Raw genomic sequence first — 14,217 nt, forward strand, 5'->3', positions numbered from 1 at the left:
GATGAGGGAAAACCTCACGTCCGGTTTGATGAAGGGGGAGCTGGGAAAGTAAAAGGAGGGCTTCCGCCCTCCAATGAAATTTCAGTTCTCTACTCTACCATGGATGATTTCGTTTCGGTCACGGCCGTTACCCGATGTGCTGAAGCGCGAGCTCCAGCATTTTTTTGTTTTTCTCGGAGATTTCCGCCCGCCTTGGCATCGGCGTCCATGCGGCGACGTCGTCCAGCCAAGTGGTCGGCAACGGTCCGTCGGGTTTCAGCATCGTCGCCGCGTCCGGCCAGCCGGCAGGGAGCGGACCGCCATCCGGCGCGCCGTCGATCGACGCGAGCAACGGATGACCCGTCATTTCGAGCCAGAGCAAGCTCCATGCCCGCGGCACGACTCTCCAGTGATCGTATCCGCCGCCTCCGAGCGCGACCCATTTGCCGCCGGCGTGACGGTCGGCGAGAGAGCGCAGCATACGCGGCATCTCGCGATAGATTCTCATGCTGCAATGGATGTGCGCGAGCGGATCGAACGCATGGGCGTCGCAGCCGTGTTGGCTGACGATAATGTCCGGCTTGAACGCGAGCGCCGCGCGCTCGACCGCCTCGGCGAAACAATCCAGCCAGGAGTCGTCCTCGGTATAAGGCTCCATCGCCAAGTTCAGGCAAGCGCCGTAGCCGGAAGAATCGCCGCGCTCGTGGGTGAAACCGCTTCCGGGAAACAAAAACTTGCCCGTCTCGTGAATCGACAGCGTAAACACGTTCGGATCGGTATAGAAAAACCATTGCACGCCGTCTCCGTGATGGACGTCGGTATCGACGTAAAGCACCCGGGCTTGAAAGCGATCCCGGAGCGCCGATATCGCGGCGGCCGCGTCGTTGTAAACGCAGAAGCCGGACGCGCGGTCCGGGAACGCGTGGTGAAGCCCGCCGGCCAAGTGTAGCGCCCGTTCGGCCTTGCCGGACATGACCGCTACCGCGGCGGCGATCGATCCCGCGGCGACGGCGACGGAAGCTTCGTGCATGCCGGGAAAATAGGGCGTATCTCCGCCGGATTCGAGTCCGTATCGCTCGGCGGCCGCGATCGCCGAAGGCTCGGGCGACCCCGCGCTTAACGAACGTACCGTCGCGACGTAATCCGCCCGATGGATGCTCTCGACGATCGCTTCGGCTTCCGCGAAGGGAGCCGGATTCTCTCCGGCGGAAGGGTCGAGCGCGCCGCCATGCTTCAGTAAATTTTCGGTTAGGGCGAGCCGTACCGGGTGGAACGGATGCTCGTCGGAAAATAAATAACGGCCGGATTGCTCCGTCTGGATCCATAGCGTTCTGGAGTCCACGGTGGATGTCGCCTGCCTTTCGTCATACCCTTTAACGATTTCCGATTCCGCCGGGTCGCTAGTACATGAATCGTTGCCTGAACCTGACGCGGTCGAACTGTTCGACCGAAGAGAGGGGAACGTCCTTGCCAATTCGGACCATCAGGCAGTTGGCCGGATGGGCGCAAATTTCGGGATCGTCCGTCGCGAACCATTCCATGCCGACGGACTTCATGAGCTTCTCCATCATCGCGCGGTATTCCCAGACGTTTAATCCGCTCGTTTCCAAGTCCCAATGCCAGTAATATTCTGTCGTGAAGACGATCGCGTCGTCCAGTTGGCATTCCTCGAAGGCAGTTACGATCAACGCTTTGCCGAGGCCGAGACCGCGGTAGTCGTCGGCCACTTCGATCGCGCCGAGCTCGATCAGGTCGTCCATGCCGCCTTCGGACCAACGCTCCATTTCGTCGGGATAATGGAACGTGACGTAGCCGACGACGACGTCGCCTTCTATCGCGGCGATAATGCGCCCTTCGGGAAGTCCGGCGATCTCGACGAGCGCCTCGTGCTGATCCTTCGGCCTGCGGAAAGCGTCCAAGCTCGGATGAAGCGTCATGCGGTCAAGCTCTTCCGGGGGAACGGGGCCTTCTACGGTAACCCGCCATCCGTCGCGTTCGATGTCGCGCCGGATGAACTGTTTGCGATGCTGCATGGCGGGGTTCCCCCTTTTGATAGGTCGATGCATTCGAAGATATGAAGTACATTATACCACCAAAAAAGCCCGTATCAACGAGAAGAAATCGTCCAAATAGAATTTGTCCTTTGAGTGGAGAAATTTGTCCTTTCCCTCTATGCGGATACCGTATTCGCTATGTTATAATGGCTGTTGCAGAGGAGACGGTCTCCTCGAGATCATGTAAGCGCAATCGAATTCGGATTCGATTCCGGTCTCGGATGCCCGCATTTCAATGGGAAGGTGATGGATAGTGACATTTCAATCGGACGAGAGAGTAGCCGTCACGGCTACGGTGTCCAACATGGCATCGTACGAAGAGGCGGTTAACGGCTTTAACTGGGCAGATGTCGAAAGCCGTTTTTCGTGGGCTTCGACCGGCAAGGTCAACATGGCTTACGAGGCGATCGACCGCCACGTGGAGAACGGGCGCGGAGACAAAACCGCGCTGCACTACAGCGACACCCAGAGAGAACAAAGCTACACCTTTGCCGAAATGTCCAAGCAATCCAACCGCTTCGCCAACGTGCTGCGCGGACTGGGCGTAGGCAAGGGCGATCGCGTATTCATTTTCATGCCGCGGACGCCGGAGTTGTACTTCGGATTATTCGGCTCCCTGAAAGTCGGGGCCGTCGTCGGTCCGTTATTCGAAGCGTTCATGGAAACCGCGGTCAGAGACCGTCTGCAAGATAGCGGAGCCGTGGCGATTATCACGACGCCCGCGCTTCTTTCGCGCGTGCCGCGTGCCGAACTGCCCGAGCTGAAGCACGTCATCGTCTTCGGCGATTCCGTCGAGGAAGGGGGCGGCATCGTCGATTTCCGTGCGGCGATGGAAGCGGCTTCCGACGAAACCGAAATCGAATCTTTGGAGCGCGAGGACGGCTTGATCCTCCATTATACTTCCGGCTCCACGGGCAAGCCGAAAGGCGTATTCCACGTCCAGAACGCGATGCTGCAGCATTACCATACAGGTCGCGTCGTACTCGACCTTCGGGAAGACGACGTCTACTGGTGCACGGCCGATCCGGGTTGGGTAACGGGAACGTCTTACGGCGTATTCGCTCCTTGGCTGAACGGCGTCACGAACGTCGTACGCGGAGGACGGTTCAGCCCGCAAGATTGGTACTCGACGCTGCAAAAATATAAAGTGACCGTCTGGTACAGCGCTCCGACCGCGTTCCGCATGCTGATGGGGGCGGGAGACGACGTAGTGAAATCGTTCGACCTGTCCAGCCTGCGCCACGTGCTGAGCGTCGGCGAGCCGCTCAATCCGGAAGTCGTCAGATGGGGAATGAAAGTATACGGCCAACGCATCCACGATACGTGGTGGATGACGGAGACGGGCGGCCAGCTCATCTGCAACTACCCGAGTATGCCGATCAAACCGGGGTCCATGGGCAAGCCGGTTCCGGGCATCGAAGCGGCGATCATCGACGATCAAGGCAACGAGCTTCCGCCGTTTCGGATGGGTAACCTCGCGGTCAAGACGCCATGGCCGTCGATGATGCGCAAGATCTGGAACAATCCCGCGAAGTACGCGGAGTACTTTCACATCCCGGGATGGTACGTCTCCGGCGATTCCGCTTATCGGGACGACGAAGGTTACTTCTGGTTCCAAGGGCGCATCGACGACGTCATCAATACTTCGGGCGAGCGCGTCGGTCCGTTCGAAGTCGAGAGCAAGCTCGTCGAGCATCCGGCCGTCGCCGAGGCGGGCGTCATCGGCAAGCCCGATCCGCTTCGCGGCGAGATCATCAAGGCGTTCATTTCCCTTCGCGAAGGCTTCGAGCCGTCCGATGAATTGAAAGCCGACATCTCCAAATTCGTCAAAGAAGGACTGTCCGCTCACGCTTCTCCGCGCGAGATCGAGTTCAAAGACAAACTTCCGAAGACGCGCAGCGGCAAAATCATGAGACGGGTGCTGAAGGCATGGGAATTGAACTTGCCGACGGGCGACTTGTCAACGATCGAAGATTAACGTCCGGATTTCCGGCCTCATAACAAAAGCCCTCATCCCGTCGCAAGACGGAGATGAGGGCTTTTTATTGCGGATCGATGACGCTCTTCCGGCGGCCGGTTACCCGCCGGACTTGGCTTCCGCCGGAGAGGAAGGAGAAGATTCGCCGTTCGGGCCGACCGCGGTGACGCGGTACCAGCCGGCCGGCATCGGAGAAACGTACTCGAACGCGGTCGATTCGGTCGTGCCGAGAAGCTTGAATTTGCCGTGCTCGGTCGTGCTGTACCATACTTGATATTGGGTGACGCCTTCTCCGGGCTGATTCGCGTTCCAAGAGAGCGAGACGCCGAGAATCGTCGTTTGTACGGTCAATCCGGAAGGAGCGGAAGGGGCTCCGGCATTCGGATCGCCCGGCAGACCGGGATCGCCCGGATCGCCCGGATCGTCCGGATCCCCCGGAAGCCCAGGGAAGTCCGGATCTTCGCCGCCTTGGCTGCCGTCCGCCGCTATTTTCTCGCTCGGAGGCGATTCGTTGCCGCCGACGTCGACGGCGGTCACGTAGTAGCTGTACGAATTGCCGCCGCTGACGAAATTGGCGAACTTCGCTTCGTCTCCCGCGAATACCGACGCTTCGACCTTCTCGTAAGCGCCCCCGTTAATCGAACGGTACAGTCTGTAACCGGCGACGTCCGCTTGAGGGGACGGGGTGAACGTAATTCGGGCGACGCCGTTCATGCTTTCGACGACGACGTGCGTCGGCGAACTCGGCGCGGCTCCGTCTTCGACCCGCGGATCGACTTTGGACGGAGCGCTTTCCGCCGCGTCCTTCGGCAAGTAATAAGAGATGGCTTTGCGCGCGTTGGCCGCGACATGCCCGAGCTTTGCCTGGATTTCTTCGATCAGCGTGTCGAGCGGCGTTTCCCTGACGACCATGACGGATTCGCGTAGCAGGTCCTCCGGCGTATCCGGCTGAGGCACGTAGTTAACGCCGTTGTAGGAAATGTACTTGACCTTGACGAGCGCGTCGTCTTCTTCGGTCGGAATGTCTTTACGGTTAAAAATATCGGTGACGAGCTTGCCGGCTTCCTTCGTCAATTCCGTCGGCAGCTTGCCGCTGACGCTGGACACGGTCATCGAGACGATGCCTTTCGGCTTGTCGAACGACTTCGTCGGGAACAACCCGGGCTTCGCTTCCGTCACCTCGTTCATGATCTTCGACCAGATGAGGCGGGCGCGTCCGTGGCTGTCCGACGAGAGCGTATGGATGACCTTCTCGTACCCGACCCATACGCCGAGCGTGATGTCCGGCGTATAGCCTTCGAACCAGACGTCGCCGTAGTTTTGCGTCGTGCCCGTTTTGCCTACGATCGGAATTTTGCCGTAGTTTTTGAACTGGGACATGAGCGACTTCGCGGTGCCGTTCGTGACGACCGTCTTCAGCATGTCGGTCATCAAGTAGGCGGACTGCTCCGAGACGACGCGTTTCGGAGCGGCTTGGTGCTTGTACACGATATTGCCGGTCGAATCGGTAATTTGCTCGATCATGTAAGCGTCGTTGAAGATGCCTTTGTTCGCGATCGCGGAGTAAGCGTTCGTGAGCTCCTCGACGGAGACGCCGTACTTGAGTCCGCCGATGACGCCCGTCTGCGCGCCGTCGTCTTCCTTCACGAGCGTCGTGATGCCGAGGGAACGGGCGAAGGACCACGCCTCCGGGATCGTAAGCTTGTTCAGGAAAATTTTCAGCGCCGGAATGTTGTAAGAGTTGTTTAGCGCGGTGCGCGCGGTTACGAGTCCCTTATACTGGTTATTGGAGTTTTTCGGGATATGGTAGCCGCCTCCGCCGTTTTTCAAAATAATCGGCGAATCGTCGATGACGCTCGCGGGCTGAATAAGCCCTTTCTCGATGGCCGGCAAATACGCGCCGATCGGCTTCATCGCAGAACCGGGCTGACGGGTCATCTGGGTCGCGAAGTTCATCTGCTCGATGTGGAAATCGCGGCCTTCGATCATGCCGAGAATGGCTCCGGTTTTCTGGTCCATCATGAGGGACGCGACTTGCTCGACGCCCTTGACCGGATGGTCGGGAGCGAAATTTTTAGGATCCTCCGCGATCGTATGCATCAGGTTGTACACTTTTTTGTCGATCGTCGTTCTGATCTTGTAACCGCTTCGGAGCAATTGATCCCGCGCATCTTCGATCAAGCCGGCGTTTTCTTTTTTCTTCAAGTCCGCGGCGGTCAAGTCCGGGTTGGACTGCAGGACGAGAATTTCCGCCGCTTGGCGCTCGACCTCGAGCATCAGGTAAGGGTACGTGTTATACGCCTTCTCGGTCGGCTTGGCGAGGGAAGCGTACAAATCGAACGCGAACGCTTCTTCGTACTGCGATTGCGTGATTTTCTTTTCCTCGAGCATCCGGCTGAGCACGAGCTTCTGCCGCAGCACGGCTCGTTTGAAGTTTTTCTCGTTGAACTCGCCTTTGCCGTTGAAAGCGGAGTAGAGCGAAGGGAGCTGCGGTACGCCGGCGAGATAAGCCGCTTGGGCAATATTCAGGTCGGACAGCTTGTCGATGCCGAAGATGCCTTTGGACGCCGCTTTGATGCCGTATACCTGATAGCCGTTGGAGCCGTTGCCGTATGGGATTTTGTTTAAATAAGCGGTAATGATTTCTTCTTTGCTCAAGTATCTCTCAAGCCGCAGCGACAGGAAAATTTCCTTCGCTTTCCGGCTGGACGTCTGGTCGAGACTCAGGAAGACGCGCCGCGCGACCTGTTGCGTAATCGTGCTTCCGCCCGTTTGCACGTTTTCGTTCAGCAGCTGCTGCTTGACGGCGCGCAGCAAGCCGTTCGTGTCGACGCCGTAATGGCTGAAAAAGTTTTTGTCCTCGATCGAAGTGACGGCATCGACGATAAGGGGAGGAATCTGATCGTAAGTGACCGGCCGCCTATCCTCCTCCGAGCGCAGCTGTCCGATCGGGGTATTGTCGTTAAAATAAACGAATCCGGTAATCGCGTTCTCCGCGATCTTCTGTTCGATGACGCTTCGCGGGCGGACGGGGTCGTCATGAACGAGCGACGCGATGAATCCGGTAACCGCGCCGGCGCCGACAAGACCTGCCAGCAAGCCGAATAAAATGAGCCACAGCACGGTAAATCCCGCGATTTTCCCTGCCGTTATGAAGCCCGCGCCTCGAGAGTTCGCCTCGGAAGGGGGGTGCTTCGCATTGTTCATGTAGAGAGCCTCCTTCAACAAACAGAACTATTATAGCACATTTAACCACCGTTTGACCTCCTTCGCCGGTCGGACGGGATCGAGGCGACGCGAAAACGCAAAAAAAGCCGGCCTGGCCCGCGAGGGCTAGGCCGGCCGTCTTAGGTCGTCCGGACTTTACGTTATTGCGCCGGCGGCGTGAACGTGCGTTGCGCGAATTCGGCGTCCATCATATAGAAGGCGTTGCTGTCCTTGTCGATGCGTTTCAGCTTGCTGATGATGTTGTCGAACATCGCTTCCTCTTCGACTTGCTCGTCGATGAACCATTTCAGGAACTGGATCGTCGCGTGCTCGCGGTCGTTAAGCGCCAAGTCGGACAGATGGTATATTCTGCGGGTGACTTCCTGCTCGTGCTCGTAGGCATGCTCGAAAGCGTCGAGAATGGATGCATAGTCGTTCTGCGGCGTATCCATACCGGAAAGCGTAACACGCAGATTGCGATCGTTCATGTACTTGTAGATTTTCATCGCGTGGAACTTCTCTTCTTCGGCTTGCACCGTGAAGAAGTTGGCGAATCCGTCTAAGCTTTCGCCGGAGCAATAGCCTGCGATCGCCAAGTACACGTGCGCGGAAAAGAGTTCGTAGTTGAGTTGGTCGTTCAAGGTTTTGCTTAACGTTTCGTTGATCATCGGTTTCTCGCTCCTTTATTGTACAAGGTAGGTGTCTGCCTAAATTGTACCATAAAGCGGCGAGTCATCCTATTCTGCTCTTCAATTTCTCGTACAGCGCTTCCGGGGTAGGGGCGACGACGACTTCGGCTTTGCCGATCAATACCATGCATTGCTTCGTGCAGAGCTTGCATTCGCCCAAGCAGTCCTTTTTCTTCTGCTTCATATCGGGGAATTCGGTTTTTAACGTTTTGTACACCGTCTTCGAACCGTGTTTGAAGTTTCTGCAGCAATACTTGATTTTTTTCATCGTCCGGCCTGCCTTTGCGCTGAGATGCGTTCTCAATTAAATGATAGTAATTCTCATTATCATTGTCAATGAGTATGAGGCGCGAACGCGAAAAAAAACCGCCTTCGCGAATGCGGTGGCGGTTTTCGGAAACTTGCGATTAACGGCTGTAGAACTCGACGATTTGTTTAACGTCGATGTCTTGCGTCAATTCGCCGCGGTCCGGAAGACGAACGTACTTGCCTTCCAATGCCGTTGCGTTGTAGTCGAGGTATCCTGGCACGTGGTGACGCGCTTCGGAAGCTTCTTTGATCGATTTCATGGAACGGGAACGCTCGCGAAGACCGATGACGTCGCCCGGTTGGACGGTGTAAGAAGCGATGTCGACTTTTTTGCCGTTTACGGTTACGTGCCCGTGGGATACGAGTTGACGGGAGCCGTAGCGGGAGTTCGCCCAGCCGAGACGGTACACGAGGTTGTCCAGGCGGCTTTCGAGCAGGAACAGGAAGTTGTCGCCCGCGATACCTTGTTGTTTCGACGCGCGGTCGAACAGGTTGCGGAATTGCTTCTCGTTCAAGCCGTACATGTGGCGAAGTTTTTGTTTTTCTTGCAATTGCATGCCGTATCCGCTGATTTTGCGGCGTTGGTTAGCGCCGTGTTGTCCGGGAGGGAATGCGCGTTTCAGTTCTTTGCCCGAGCCGCCAAGCGAAATGCCGAGACGACGGCTCAATTTGAATTTAGGACCTGTATATCTTGCCATGAGTGAGAAAGCTCCTTTTTCAAAAGAAATATGGTTTTTGAAAAATGGGTACCTTTGCGCGGATTTCGCCATAACCGACCGTGTCGGTTCCAACAGGATGTTCAGCCGCAGCCCGTTGGCGGTTCGTCCGAGAGGGTGTCACAATAGCTTTGCCCAGTATTCAACAAGTTATATTATAAGAAACTGAGTGCAAATGTCAAGAAAGACGTTCCGAAAATCCAATTTTCCAATACGGAACGCGTCCCGGGTTTAGAGATTTGTCGGCTTTCCACAAGTTGGGGCATAGGACTATAGACTTCTATGAACCTAGTGCAAAATTCACTGTTTCATTGTATAGTTAAGAGAAAGAGGATGACATCGGGGACGGAGGTGTCGGGCATGGTTATGAAGAGAAAGACGCAGCAGTTAGACGCGCAAGAGGATTACACGAATCCATCCCGCACCCGTCAGCAACTGCCTATGTGGCTGCAGAAGCAAGACTTGTCCGAAGCCGATTTGCCTTATATACACGCGATGTTATCGGGCTGCTTCTCGGATTGGCTCGAAGAAGTGGACGGTTTCCCGTGGTTAGGCGGACCTATCGCCCTGCTTCACCCGGACGGCACGCTCATTCCCGCCGAAGGGCTCGAAGAATCCGCGGAGAAGCTGTTCGTCCAGTGGAACGATCGCGACGCAGGCCCGACGGCCGCAAGCGTCTCGCTCGATACGTGCCGCCCTACGCTCATGAGAGCGGAAGAGCACCACCATCCGAAGCTGAAGGCGTTCGATTCGATCGCCGTTCCGATCTTTACCCGTTCGACCGGCATACCGTGCGCGGTCGTCGCTTGCCTTCTTCCCGCCGGCACAGCCAACGCGGGCGACCTGAAGCTGCTGCAATCGGCCGCCTTGCATATCCGGAGCGGGATCTACCGCCACTTCGAGAATTTGTTCGTCGGGGGCATGCTCAGGGAACGCAAGCTGTCCAAGAAAGAAGAGAGCCGTCGGGATATCCTGTTCGACGTTATGAGGCGGTTGAACGCCCATATCGACGTCGAGCACGTGCTGTCGGAAGTGCTCGATAGCCTCGAGCAGCTGTATCCGATTTGCAAAGCCGACTTGTACCTTTCCCAGGATTACAATAGCCCGAACGAGAAAGTGAAACCGCTGGCGTTCCATCTTCAGGACATGGATCTGTGCAAGACGGCGTTCTTGGAAGGCAAAATCCGCGAAGAGCAATCCGGCGGGCGCCATCGTCTCGCGTTGCCTCTGTCCGGTAAGCAGGGCGTGTACGGCGTATTGCGGCTGGACTTGCCCGTCAACGAATTCGACGAAGCCGACATCAACTTCCTGTCGATGCTGGCCGGTTCGGCCGGAGCGGCTTTCGAGAAGGCCAAGATGCACGAACAGGCGAACGTTCTCGTCGGCGAGCTGCGCCTGATCAACGAACTGACCCAGAGGCTCAACAGCAGCTTGAAATTATCGGACACGATGCAATTCGCTTCGGCCGAGCTCCTTCACATTTTTCATTCCGATTTCTGCTGCATCCTGCAACTCGATGCGATCGCCCAGCAATTCGTCGTCATGTCCGCCAACGTGGCGGAAATGATCGGAGAAACGTATTCGAAGGATTACGGATTCTGCGGCGTCATGTGGTCGACGAAGGAACCGATCATCCTATCCGACTATTGCTCCGCGACGCCGGTCGCTTCGCAGCTGATGGACGTCACGCATTCTAGGTCGCTCCTTGCTTCTCCCTTGCTGCTGAACGGGGAAGTGATCGGCGCGGTCATGATTACGAAGCGGGAAGCGAACCATTTCTCGTACGACAACTACAAGCTGCTTCAAGTGCTTTCTGCGCATTTGGGACTCGCGATGTCCAACGCGACGCTGCACGCCGCCGTCCGGCGGATGGTCATCACCGACAACTTGACCGGCTTGTATGCCCGCCATTACTTGAACGAGAGGATCGGTCGCAAGCAATTGCGGGATTCGTCGGGCTCGCTCATCGTCGTCGACATCGACCATTTCAAGCGAATCAACGATACGTACGGACACCAAGTCGGGGATAACATCCTCATCCATGTGAGCGAGATCATTCGAACGTCGATCCGCGACAGCGACATCGCCGCCCGTTGGGGCGGGGAAGAGCTCGCGATCTACTTGCCGCTGCTCGGCTTGGAACAGACGGAGAGAGTGGCCGAGCGCATCAGGCAACGCGTAGAATTTGAGACGAATCCGCAGGTGACCGTTTCGTGCGGCATATCCGAATGGCGTCTCGCCGACGACAAGGTGAGCGTCGAATCGTTGTTCTACAAAGCCGACATGGCATTGTACGAAGCGAAGCACCAAGGCAGGAATTGCATCGTCGTCGGATAGTCCGGCGATCGAATAGGAGCCGCCGGATTTCCGGCGGCTTTTTGTGTTACCTCATGCATATCGTCGCCGAAAGGGGAGACGATACGAAGCAAAAGGAGGGCTTAAGAATGCCTGTTGCGATATTCGCGCCGGCGCGGCGCGCCGCGATCTGGCTGGCGACGGCCGTTTTGACGTTCGGCCTGCAGGGCTGCATGGCAGGCTCGCGGTCGATTCCCGCTAAGGACGCGCTCGCCCTGTCCGCTTCCGCGCTTGCGGGAAGCGAGAACTACGCGTTCGCGGGCGAGCTGAGCTTGTACGACGCGGGAGGAGAGGTCGGCAGCCGTTCGGCGTTCGAAGGTCAAGTGACCGGTCACGGCAATCTGAAGCTTCAGTGGAAGCCTTCGGAATTGTCCGCGATGGAAACGGGGGATTCGGCCTCGTACGAAACCTACCGCCCGCTGCAGTTGCTGGAGGCGTTAAAAGGCGACGACGCAACAGCGGCCTACGCCGAGAAACCGACGCAGTCGAAGCCCGTCAAGCTTGTCGTCCGGTTGGACGACGAGGTCGCCAAGCGACGCGTGGCGGAAGAACTGAGGCAGCAGCTCGCGATGCTTCGCTCGACTTACGCGACCGGCTCGAAAGAAACTGGCGTTGGCAAAGCCGCGGCGATACTAAGCGAAGCGGAAGCGCGGATGGAAGCGGCCATCAAGTCGCTGAAAGTACGAACCGTCTGTTATTGGACGGCCGATCCGAAGAACTGGTTCCCTTCTCAATTAAAGGAGGAGTCTCAGCTCAGCTACGAATGGGAAGGACGGTCGCTTAACGAGAAACGGAGCTCGGAAACGAATTTTCATAACGATGCCGATGGTGATACAATAAAGGGGTCATGACAGCAAGAAAGACGACGTCTCGTTGACGTCAAAGAGGAGAGAAGAAAATGCGGGATCCGAGATTGCAAAAGTTGGCCGCCAACCTGGCCGGCTATTCCGTTAAAGTTCAACCGGGAGACAACGTGCTGATCGAAATGATCGGCTCCGAGCTCGAGCTCGTCAAATGCCTGATCGAAGAAGTGTCCCGACTGGGAGGCAACCCGTTCGTGGAGATCGAAGACCGTTCGGTCACGCGCACGCTGCTGAAGTACGCGACGGAAGAACAAATGTCGACATGGGCGGCTTACGACTTGGAACGGATGAAAAGAATGCAAGGCTATATCGGCATCCGCGCGGGCGGCAACGCCAACCAATTGGCGGACGTGCCTTCCGATAAAATGAAGCTATACGACCGCATCCACCGCCACCCGGTACATATGGAGCAACGGGTCAAGAAGACGAAGTGGGTCATTCTCCGCTACCCGAACGACTCGATGGCGCAGTTGGCCAACATGAGCACGGAAGCGTTCGAGGACTTCTATTTCGACGTGTGCAACCTGGATTACGCGAAGATGGATCGTGCGATGAATCCGCTTCGCGAGTTGATGGCGCGCACGGACAAAGTCCGCATCGTCTCACCGGGAACCGATCTGACGTTCTCGATCAAAGGAATCGGCGCGCAGAAGTGCTCCGGCGAACGCAACATCCCGGACGGCGAAGTCTATTCCTGCCCGGTACGCGACTCGGTTAACGGCACGATCGCCTACAACACGCCGAGCGTCTATAACGGCTTTACTTACGAGAACGTGACTTTCACGTTCGAGAACGGCCAAATCGTCAAAGCGACGGCCAACGATACGGACCGCATCAACGCGCTGCTCGACAGCGACGAAGGAGCGCGTTATATCGGGGAGTTCAGCCTCGGCTTCAACCCGTTCATTTTGCACCCGATGAAAGACACCCTATTCGACGAGAAGATCGCCGGAAGCCTGCATTTCACGCCGGGGCAAGCATACGACGTGACCGACAACGGCAACCGTTCTTCGATCCACTGGGATCTCGTCCTCATTCAACGTCCGGAATACGGCGGCGGCGAAGTGTTCTTCGACGACGTTCTCATTCGCAAGGACGGCCTGTTCGTCATTCCGGAACTCGAAGGGCTTAATCCGGAATCACTGAAATAATCCTTTCTCCCTCTTGCGTGAATTTAGGGGAACAAGGTATGATGTGAAAGAGATTGTATCGTTACTTTTCTAGGAGGGGATACTATGTCTAATAACGCTGCCATTGTAGAATTGTCCCAAACGGCTAACAAGTTCCGTTCCTCGATCGTCCTTCAAGCGGAGAACAAGTACATCGACGTCAAAAGCATCCTCGGCCTGTTCACGACGCTTATCGGCAACCATGCGTATGAGCTGCACGTACATGGTCCGGACGCCGAAGAAGCGAAGCAAGAGCTCGGCGCCGTATTCTCGAAACACGGCCTGAACGTTAAAGTCGTCGACTAAACGTTCCGCCGAAAGACCCAGTCACGAACGAGACGTCCCTCCGAGCCGGAGGGACGTCTTTTGTTTGCGCGGATCGCATAAAAGTATTGTCGTAAGGGACAGCGCGTCCTTGTACTTCCGTCCAATATCGTCTAATATAGATATGATAGCTTGAATGTGGGAGTTTGGGCACAGGGGGAGTGGGAATGGCAGCATCGGATACAATCGTCGATCTGAACGAGAAGGCACTGCGTCTGCTTCAGGAAGATGCCGATAAAATCGAAAAGTTGATCGCCATCCAGATGGAGAACCTGACGACCCGGAAATGCCCGCTGTATGAAGAAGTTCTGGATACCCAGATGTACGGCTTCTCGAGAGCGGTCGATTTCGCGGTGCGCACAGGGCTAGTCGAAGAAGGCGCGGGCAAATTGCTGATAAGCCAGCTGGAACGGAATCTGGCGATATTATACGAGGCGTTGGAGCGCAAGGCCGAATAGCAATAGCACCCCTAGGGGCAATGTCATTAAGTTAAGCTCAAAGACAAGACCGGGAATAAAAATGGAGTCCGAAACGGCATGGGAAAAAGCCCTGTGCCGTTTGTTTTTTTTGGTGC

At 56.6% G+C, this 14,217-nt stretch carries 12 protein-coding genes; 6 read left to right on the forward strand and 6 right to left on the reverse strand.

Going from position 1 to position 14,217, the window contains the following annotated elements; genetic code table 11:
* Positions 1 to 127: 127 nt before the first annotated feature.
* Both ACFPPD_RS14270 and ACFPPD_RS14275 read right to left on the reverse strand, forming a co-directional pair.
* Positions 128 to 1,321: an acetoin utilization protein AcuC gene (locus tag ACFPPD_RS14270; RefSeq protein ID WP_209751789.1), complete on the reverse strand. Its 1,194-nt coding sequence runs from the start codon at positions 1,319 to 1,321 to the stop codon at positions 128 to 130.
* Positions 1,322 to 1,379: 58 nt separating this feature from the next.
* Positions 1,380 to 2,012: a GNAT family N-acetyltransferase gene (locus ACFPPD_RS14275; RefSeq protein WP_209751791.1), complete on the reverse strand. Its 633-nt coding sequence runs from the start codon at positions 2,010 to 2,012 to the stop codon at positions 1,380 to 1,382.
* Between the two features lie 274 nt (positions 2,013 to 2,286).
* Here ACFPPD_RS14275 and acsA point away from each other — a divergent pair, with 274 nt between their 5' ends.
* On the forward strand, positions 2,287 to 4,011 hold the full coding sequence (gene acsA, locus ACFPPD_RS14280; protein ID WP_209751793.1) for an acetate--CoA ligase: 1,725 nt from the start codon (positions 2,287 to 2,289) through the stop codon (positions 4,009 to 4,011).
* A 99-nt stretch (positions 4,012 to 4,110) separates the two neighbouring features.
* On the opposite strand, the gene ACFPPD_RS14285 is transcribed toward acsA, so the two are convergent.
* From ACFPPD_RS14285 to rpsD, 4 genes are all read right to left on the reverse strand, one after another.
* Positions 4,111 to 7,218: a transglycosylase domain-containing protein gene (locus ACFPPD_RS14285; protein ID WP_209751795.1), complete on the reverse strand. Its 3,108-nt coding sequence runs from the start codon at positions 7,216 to 7,218 to the stop codon at positions 4,111 to 4,113.
* Between the two features lie 161 nt (positions 7,219 to 7,379).
* Positions 7,380 to 7,883, reverse strand: a complete 504-nt coding sequence (locus tag ACFPPD_RS14290) for a ferritin (RefSeq protein ID WP_378082525.1) — start codon at positions 7,881 to 7,883, stop codon at positions 7,380 to 7,382.
* A gap of 67 nt (positions 7,884 to 7,950) precedes the next feature.
* Entirely contained in the window at positions 7,951 to 8,175 is a 225-nt protein-coding gene (locus tag ACFPPD_RS14295) for a DUF1450 domain-containing protein (RefSeq protein ID WP_209751799.1), read from the reverse strand.
* Between the two features lie 139 nt (positions 8,176 to 8,314).
* Positions 8,315 to 8,914 carry a 30S ribosomal protein S4 gene (gene rpsD, locus ACFPPD_RS14300; protein ID WP_209751808.1) on the reverse strand — a complete coding sequence of 200 codons (600 nt, stop codon included), beginning with the start codon at positions 8,912 to 8,914 and terminating at the stop codon, positions 8,315 to 8,317.
* A 378-nt stretch (positions 8,915 to 9,292) separates the two neighbouring features.
* Between rpsD and ACFPPD_RS14305 the strand changes: the two genes are divergently transcribed.
* From ACFPPD_RS14305 to ACFPPD_RS14325, 5 genes are all read left to right on the forward strand, one after another.
* On the forward strand, positions 9,293 to 11,269 hold the full coding sequence (locus ACFPPD_RS14305) for a sensor domain-containing diguanylate cyclase (RefSeq protein WP_209751817.1): 1,977 nt from the start codon (positions 9,293 to 9,295) through the stop codon (positions 11,267 to 11,269).
* A gap of 107 nt (positions 11,270 to 11,376) precedes the next feature.
* Entirely contained in the window at positions 11,377 to 12,138 is a 762-nt protein-coding gene (locus tag ACFPPD_RS14310; protein WP_209751818.1) for a hypothetical protein, read from the forward strand.
* 47 nt (positions 12,139 to 12,185) lie between these two features.
* Entirely contained in the window at positions 12,186 to 13,301 is a 1,116-nt protein-coding gene (locus tag ACFPPD_RS14315; protein WP_209751820.1) for an aminopeptidase, read from the forward strand.
* Positions 13,302 to 13,385: 84 nt separating this feature from the next.
* Entirely contained in the window at positions 13,386 to 13,625 is a 240-nt protein-coding gene (locus tag ACFPPD_RS14320; protein WP_209751822.1) for an HPr family phosphocarrier protein, read from the forward strand.
* 185 nt (positions 13,626 to 13,810) lie between these two features.
* The gene (locus tag ACFPPD_RS14325) at positions 13,811 to 14,101 is read left to right on the forward strand and encodes an Fpa/YlaN family protein (RefSeq protein WP_209751824.1); all 291 of its coding nucleotides are present in this window, start codon (positions 13,811 to 13,813) and stop codon (positions 14,099 to 14,101) included.
* Positions 14,102 to 14,217 lie beyond the last annotated feature (116 nt).

Origin of the sequence: Cohnella suwonensis (assembly GCF_042655365.1) — a bacterium.
GTDB classification, from domain to species: Bacteria; Bacillota; Bacilli; order Paenibacillales; family Paenibacillaceae; genus Cohnella; species Cohnella suwonensis.

Bases quoted from the DNA above. Each gene is read 5' to 3' on its own strand.
- ACFPPD_RS14275 (WP_209751791.1), bottom strand. From the start codon at position 2,012: ATGCAGCATCGCAAACAGTTCATCCGGCGCGACATCGAACGCGACGGA.
- ACFPPD_RS14285 (WP_209751795.1), bottom strand. From the start codon at position 7,218: ATGAACAATGCGAAGCACCCCCCTTCCGAGGCGAACTCTCGAGGCGCG.
- ACFPPD_RS14295 (WP_209751799.1), bottom strand. From the start codon at position 8,175: ATGAAAAAAATCAAGTATTGCTGCAGAAACTTCAAACACGGTTCGAAG.
- rpsD (WP_209751808.1), bottom strand. From the start codon at position 8,914: ATGGCAAGATATACAGGTCCTAAATTCAAATTGAGCCGTCGTCTCGGC.
- ACFPPD_RS14305 (WP_209751817.1), top strand. From the start codon at position 9,293: ATGGTTATGAAGAGAAAGACGCAGCAGTTAGACGCGCAAGAGGATTAC.
- ACFPPD_RS14310 (WP_209751818.1), top strand. From the start codon at position 11,377: ATGCCTGTTGCGATATTCGCGCCGGCGCGGCGCGCCGCGATCTGGCTG.
- ACFPPD_RS14315 (WP_209751820.1), top strand. From the start codon at position 12,186: ATGCGGGATCCGAGATTGCAAAAGTTGGCCGCCAACCTGGCCGGCTAT.
- ACFPPD_RS14320 (WP_209751822.1), top strand. From the start codon at position 13,386: ATGTCTAATAACGCTGCCATTGTAGAATTGTCCCAAACGGCTAACAAG.
- ACFPPD_RS14325 (WP_209751824.1), top strand. From the start codon at position 13,811: ATGGCAGCATCGGATACAATCGTCGATCTGAACGAGAAGGCACTGCGT.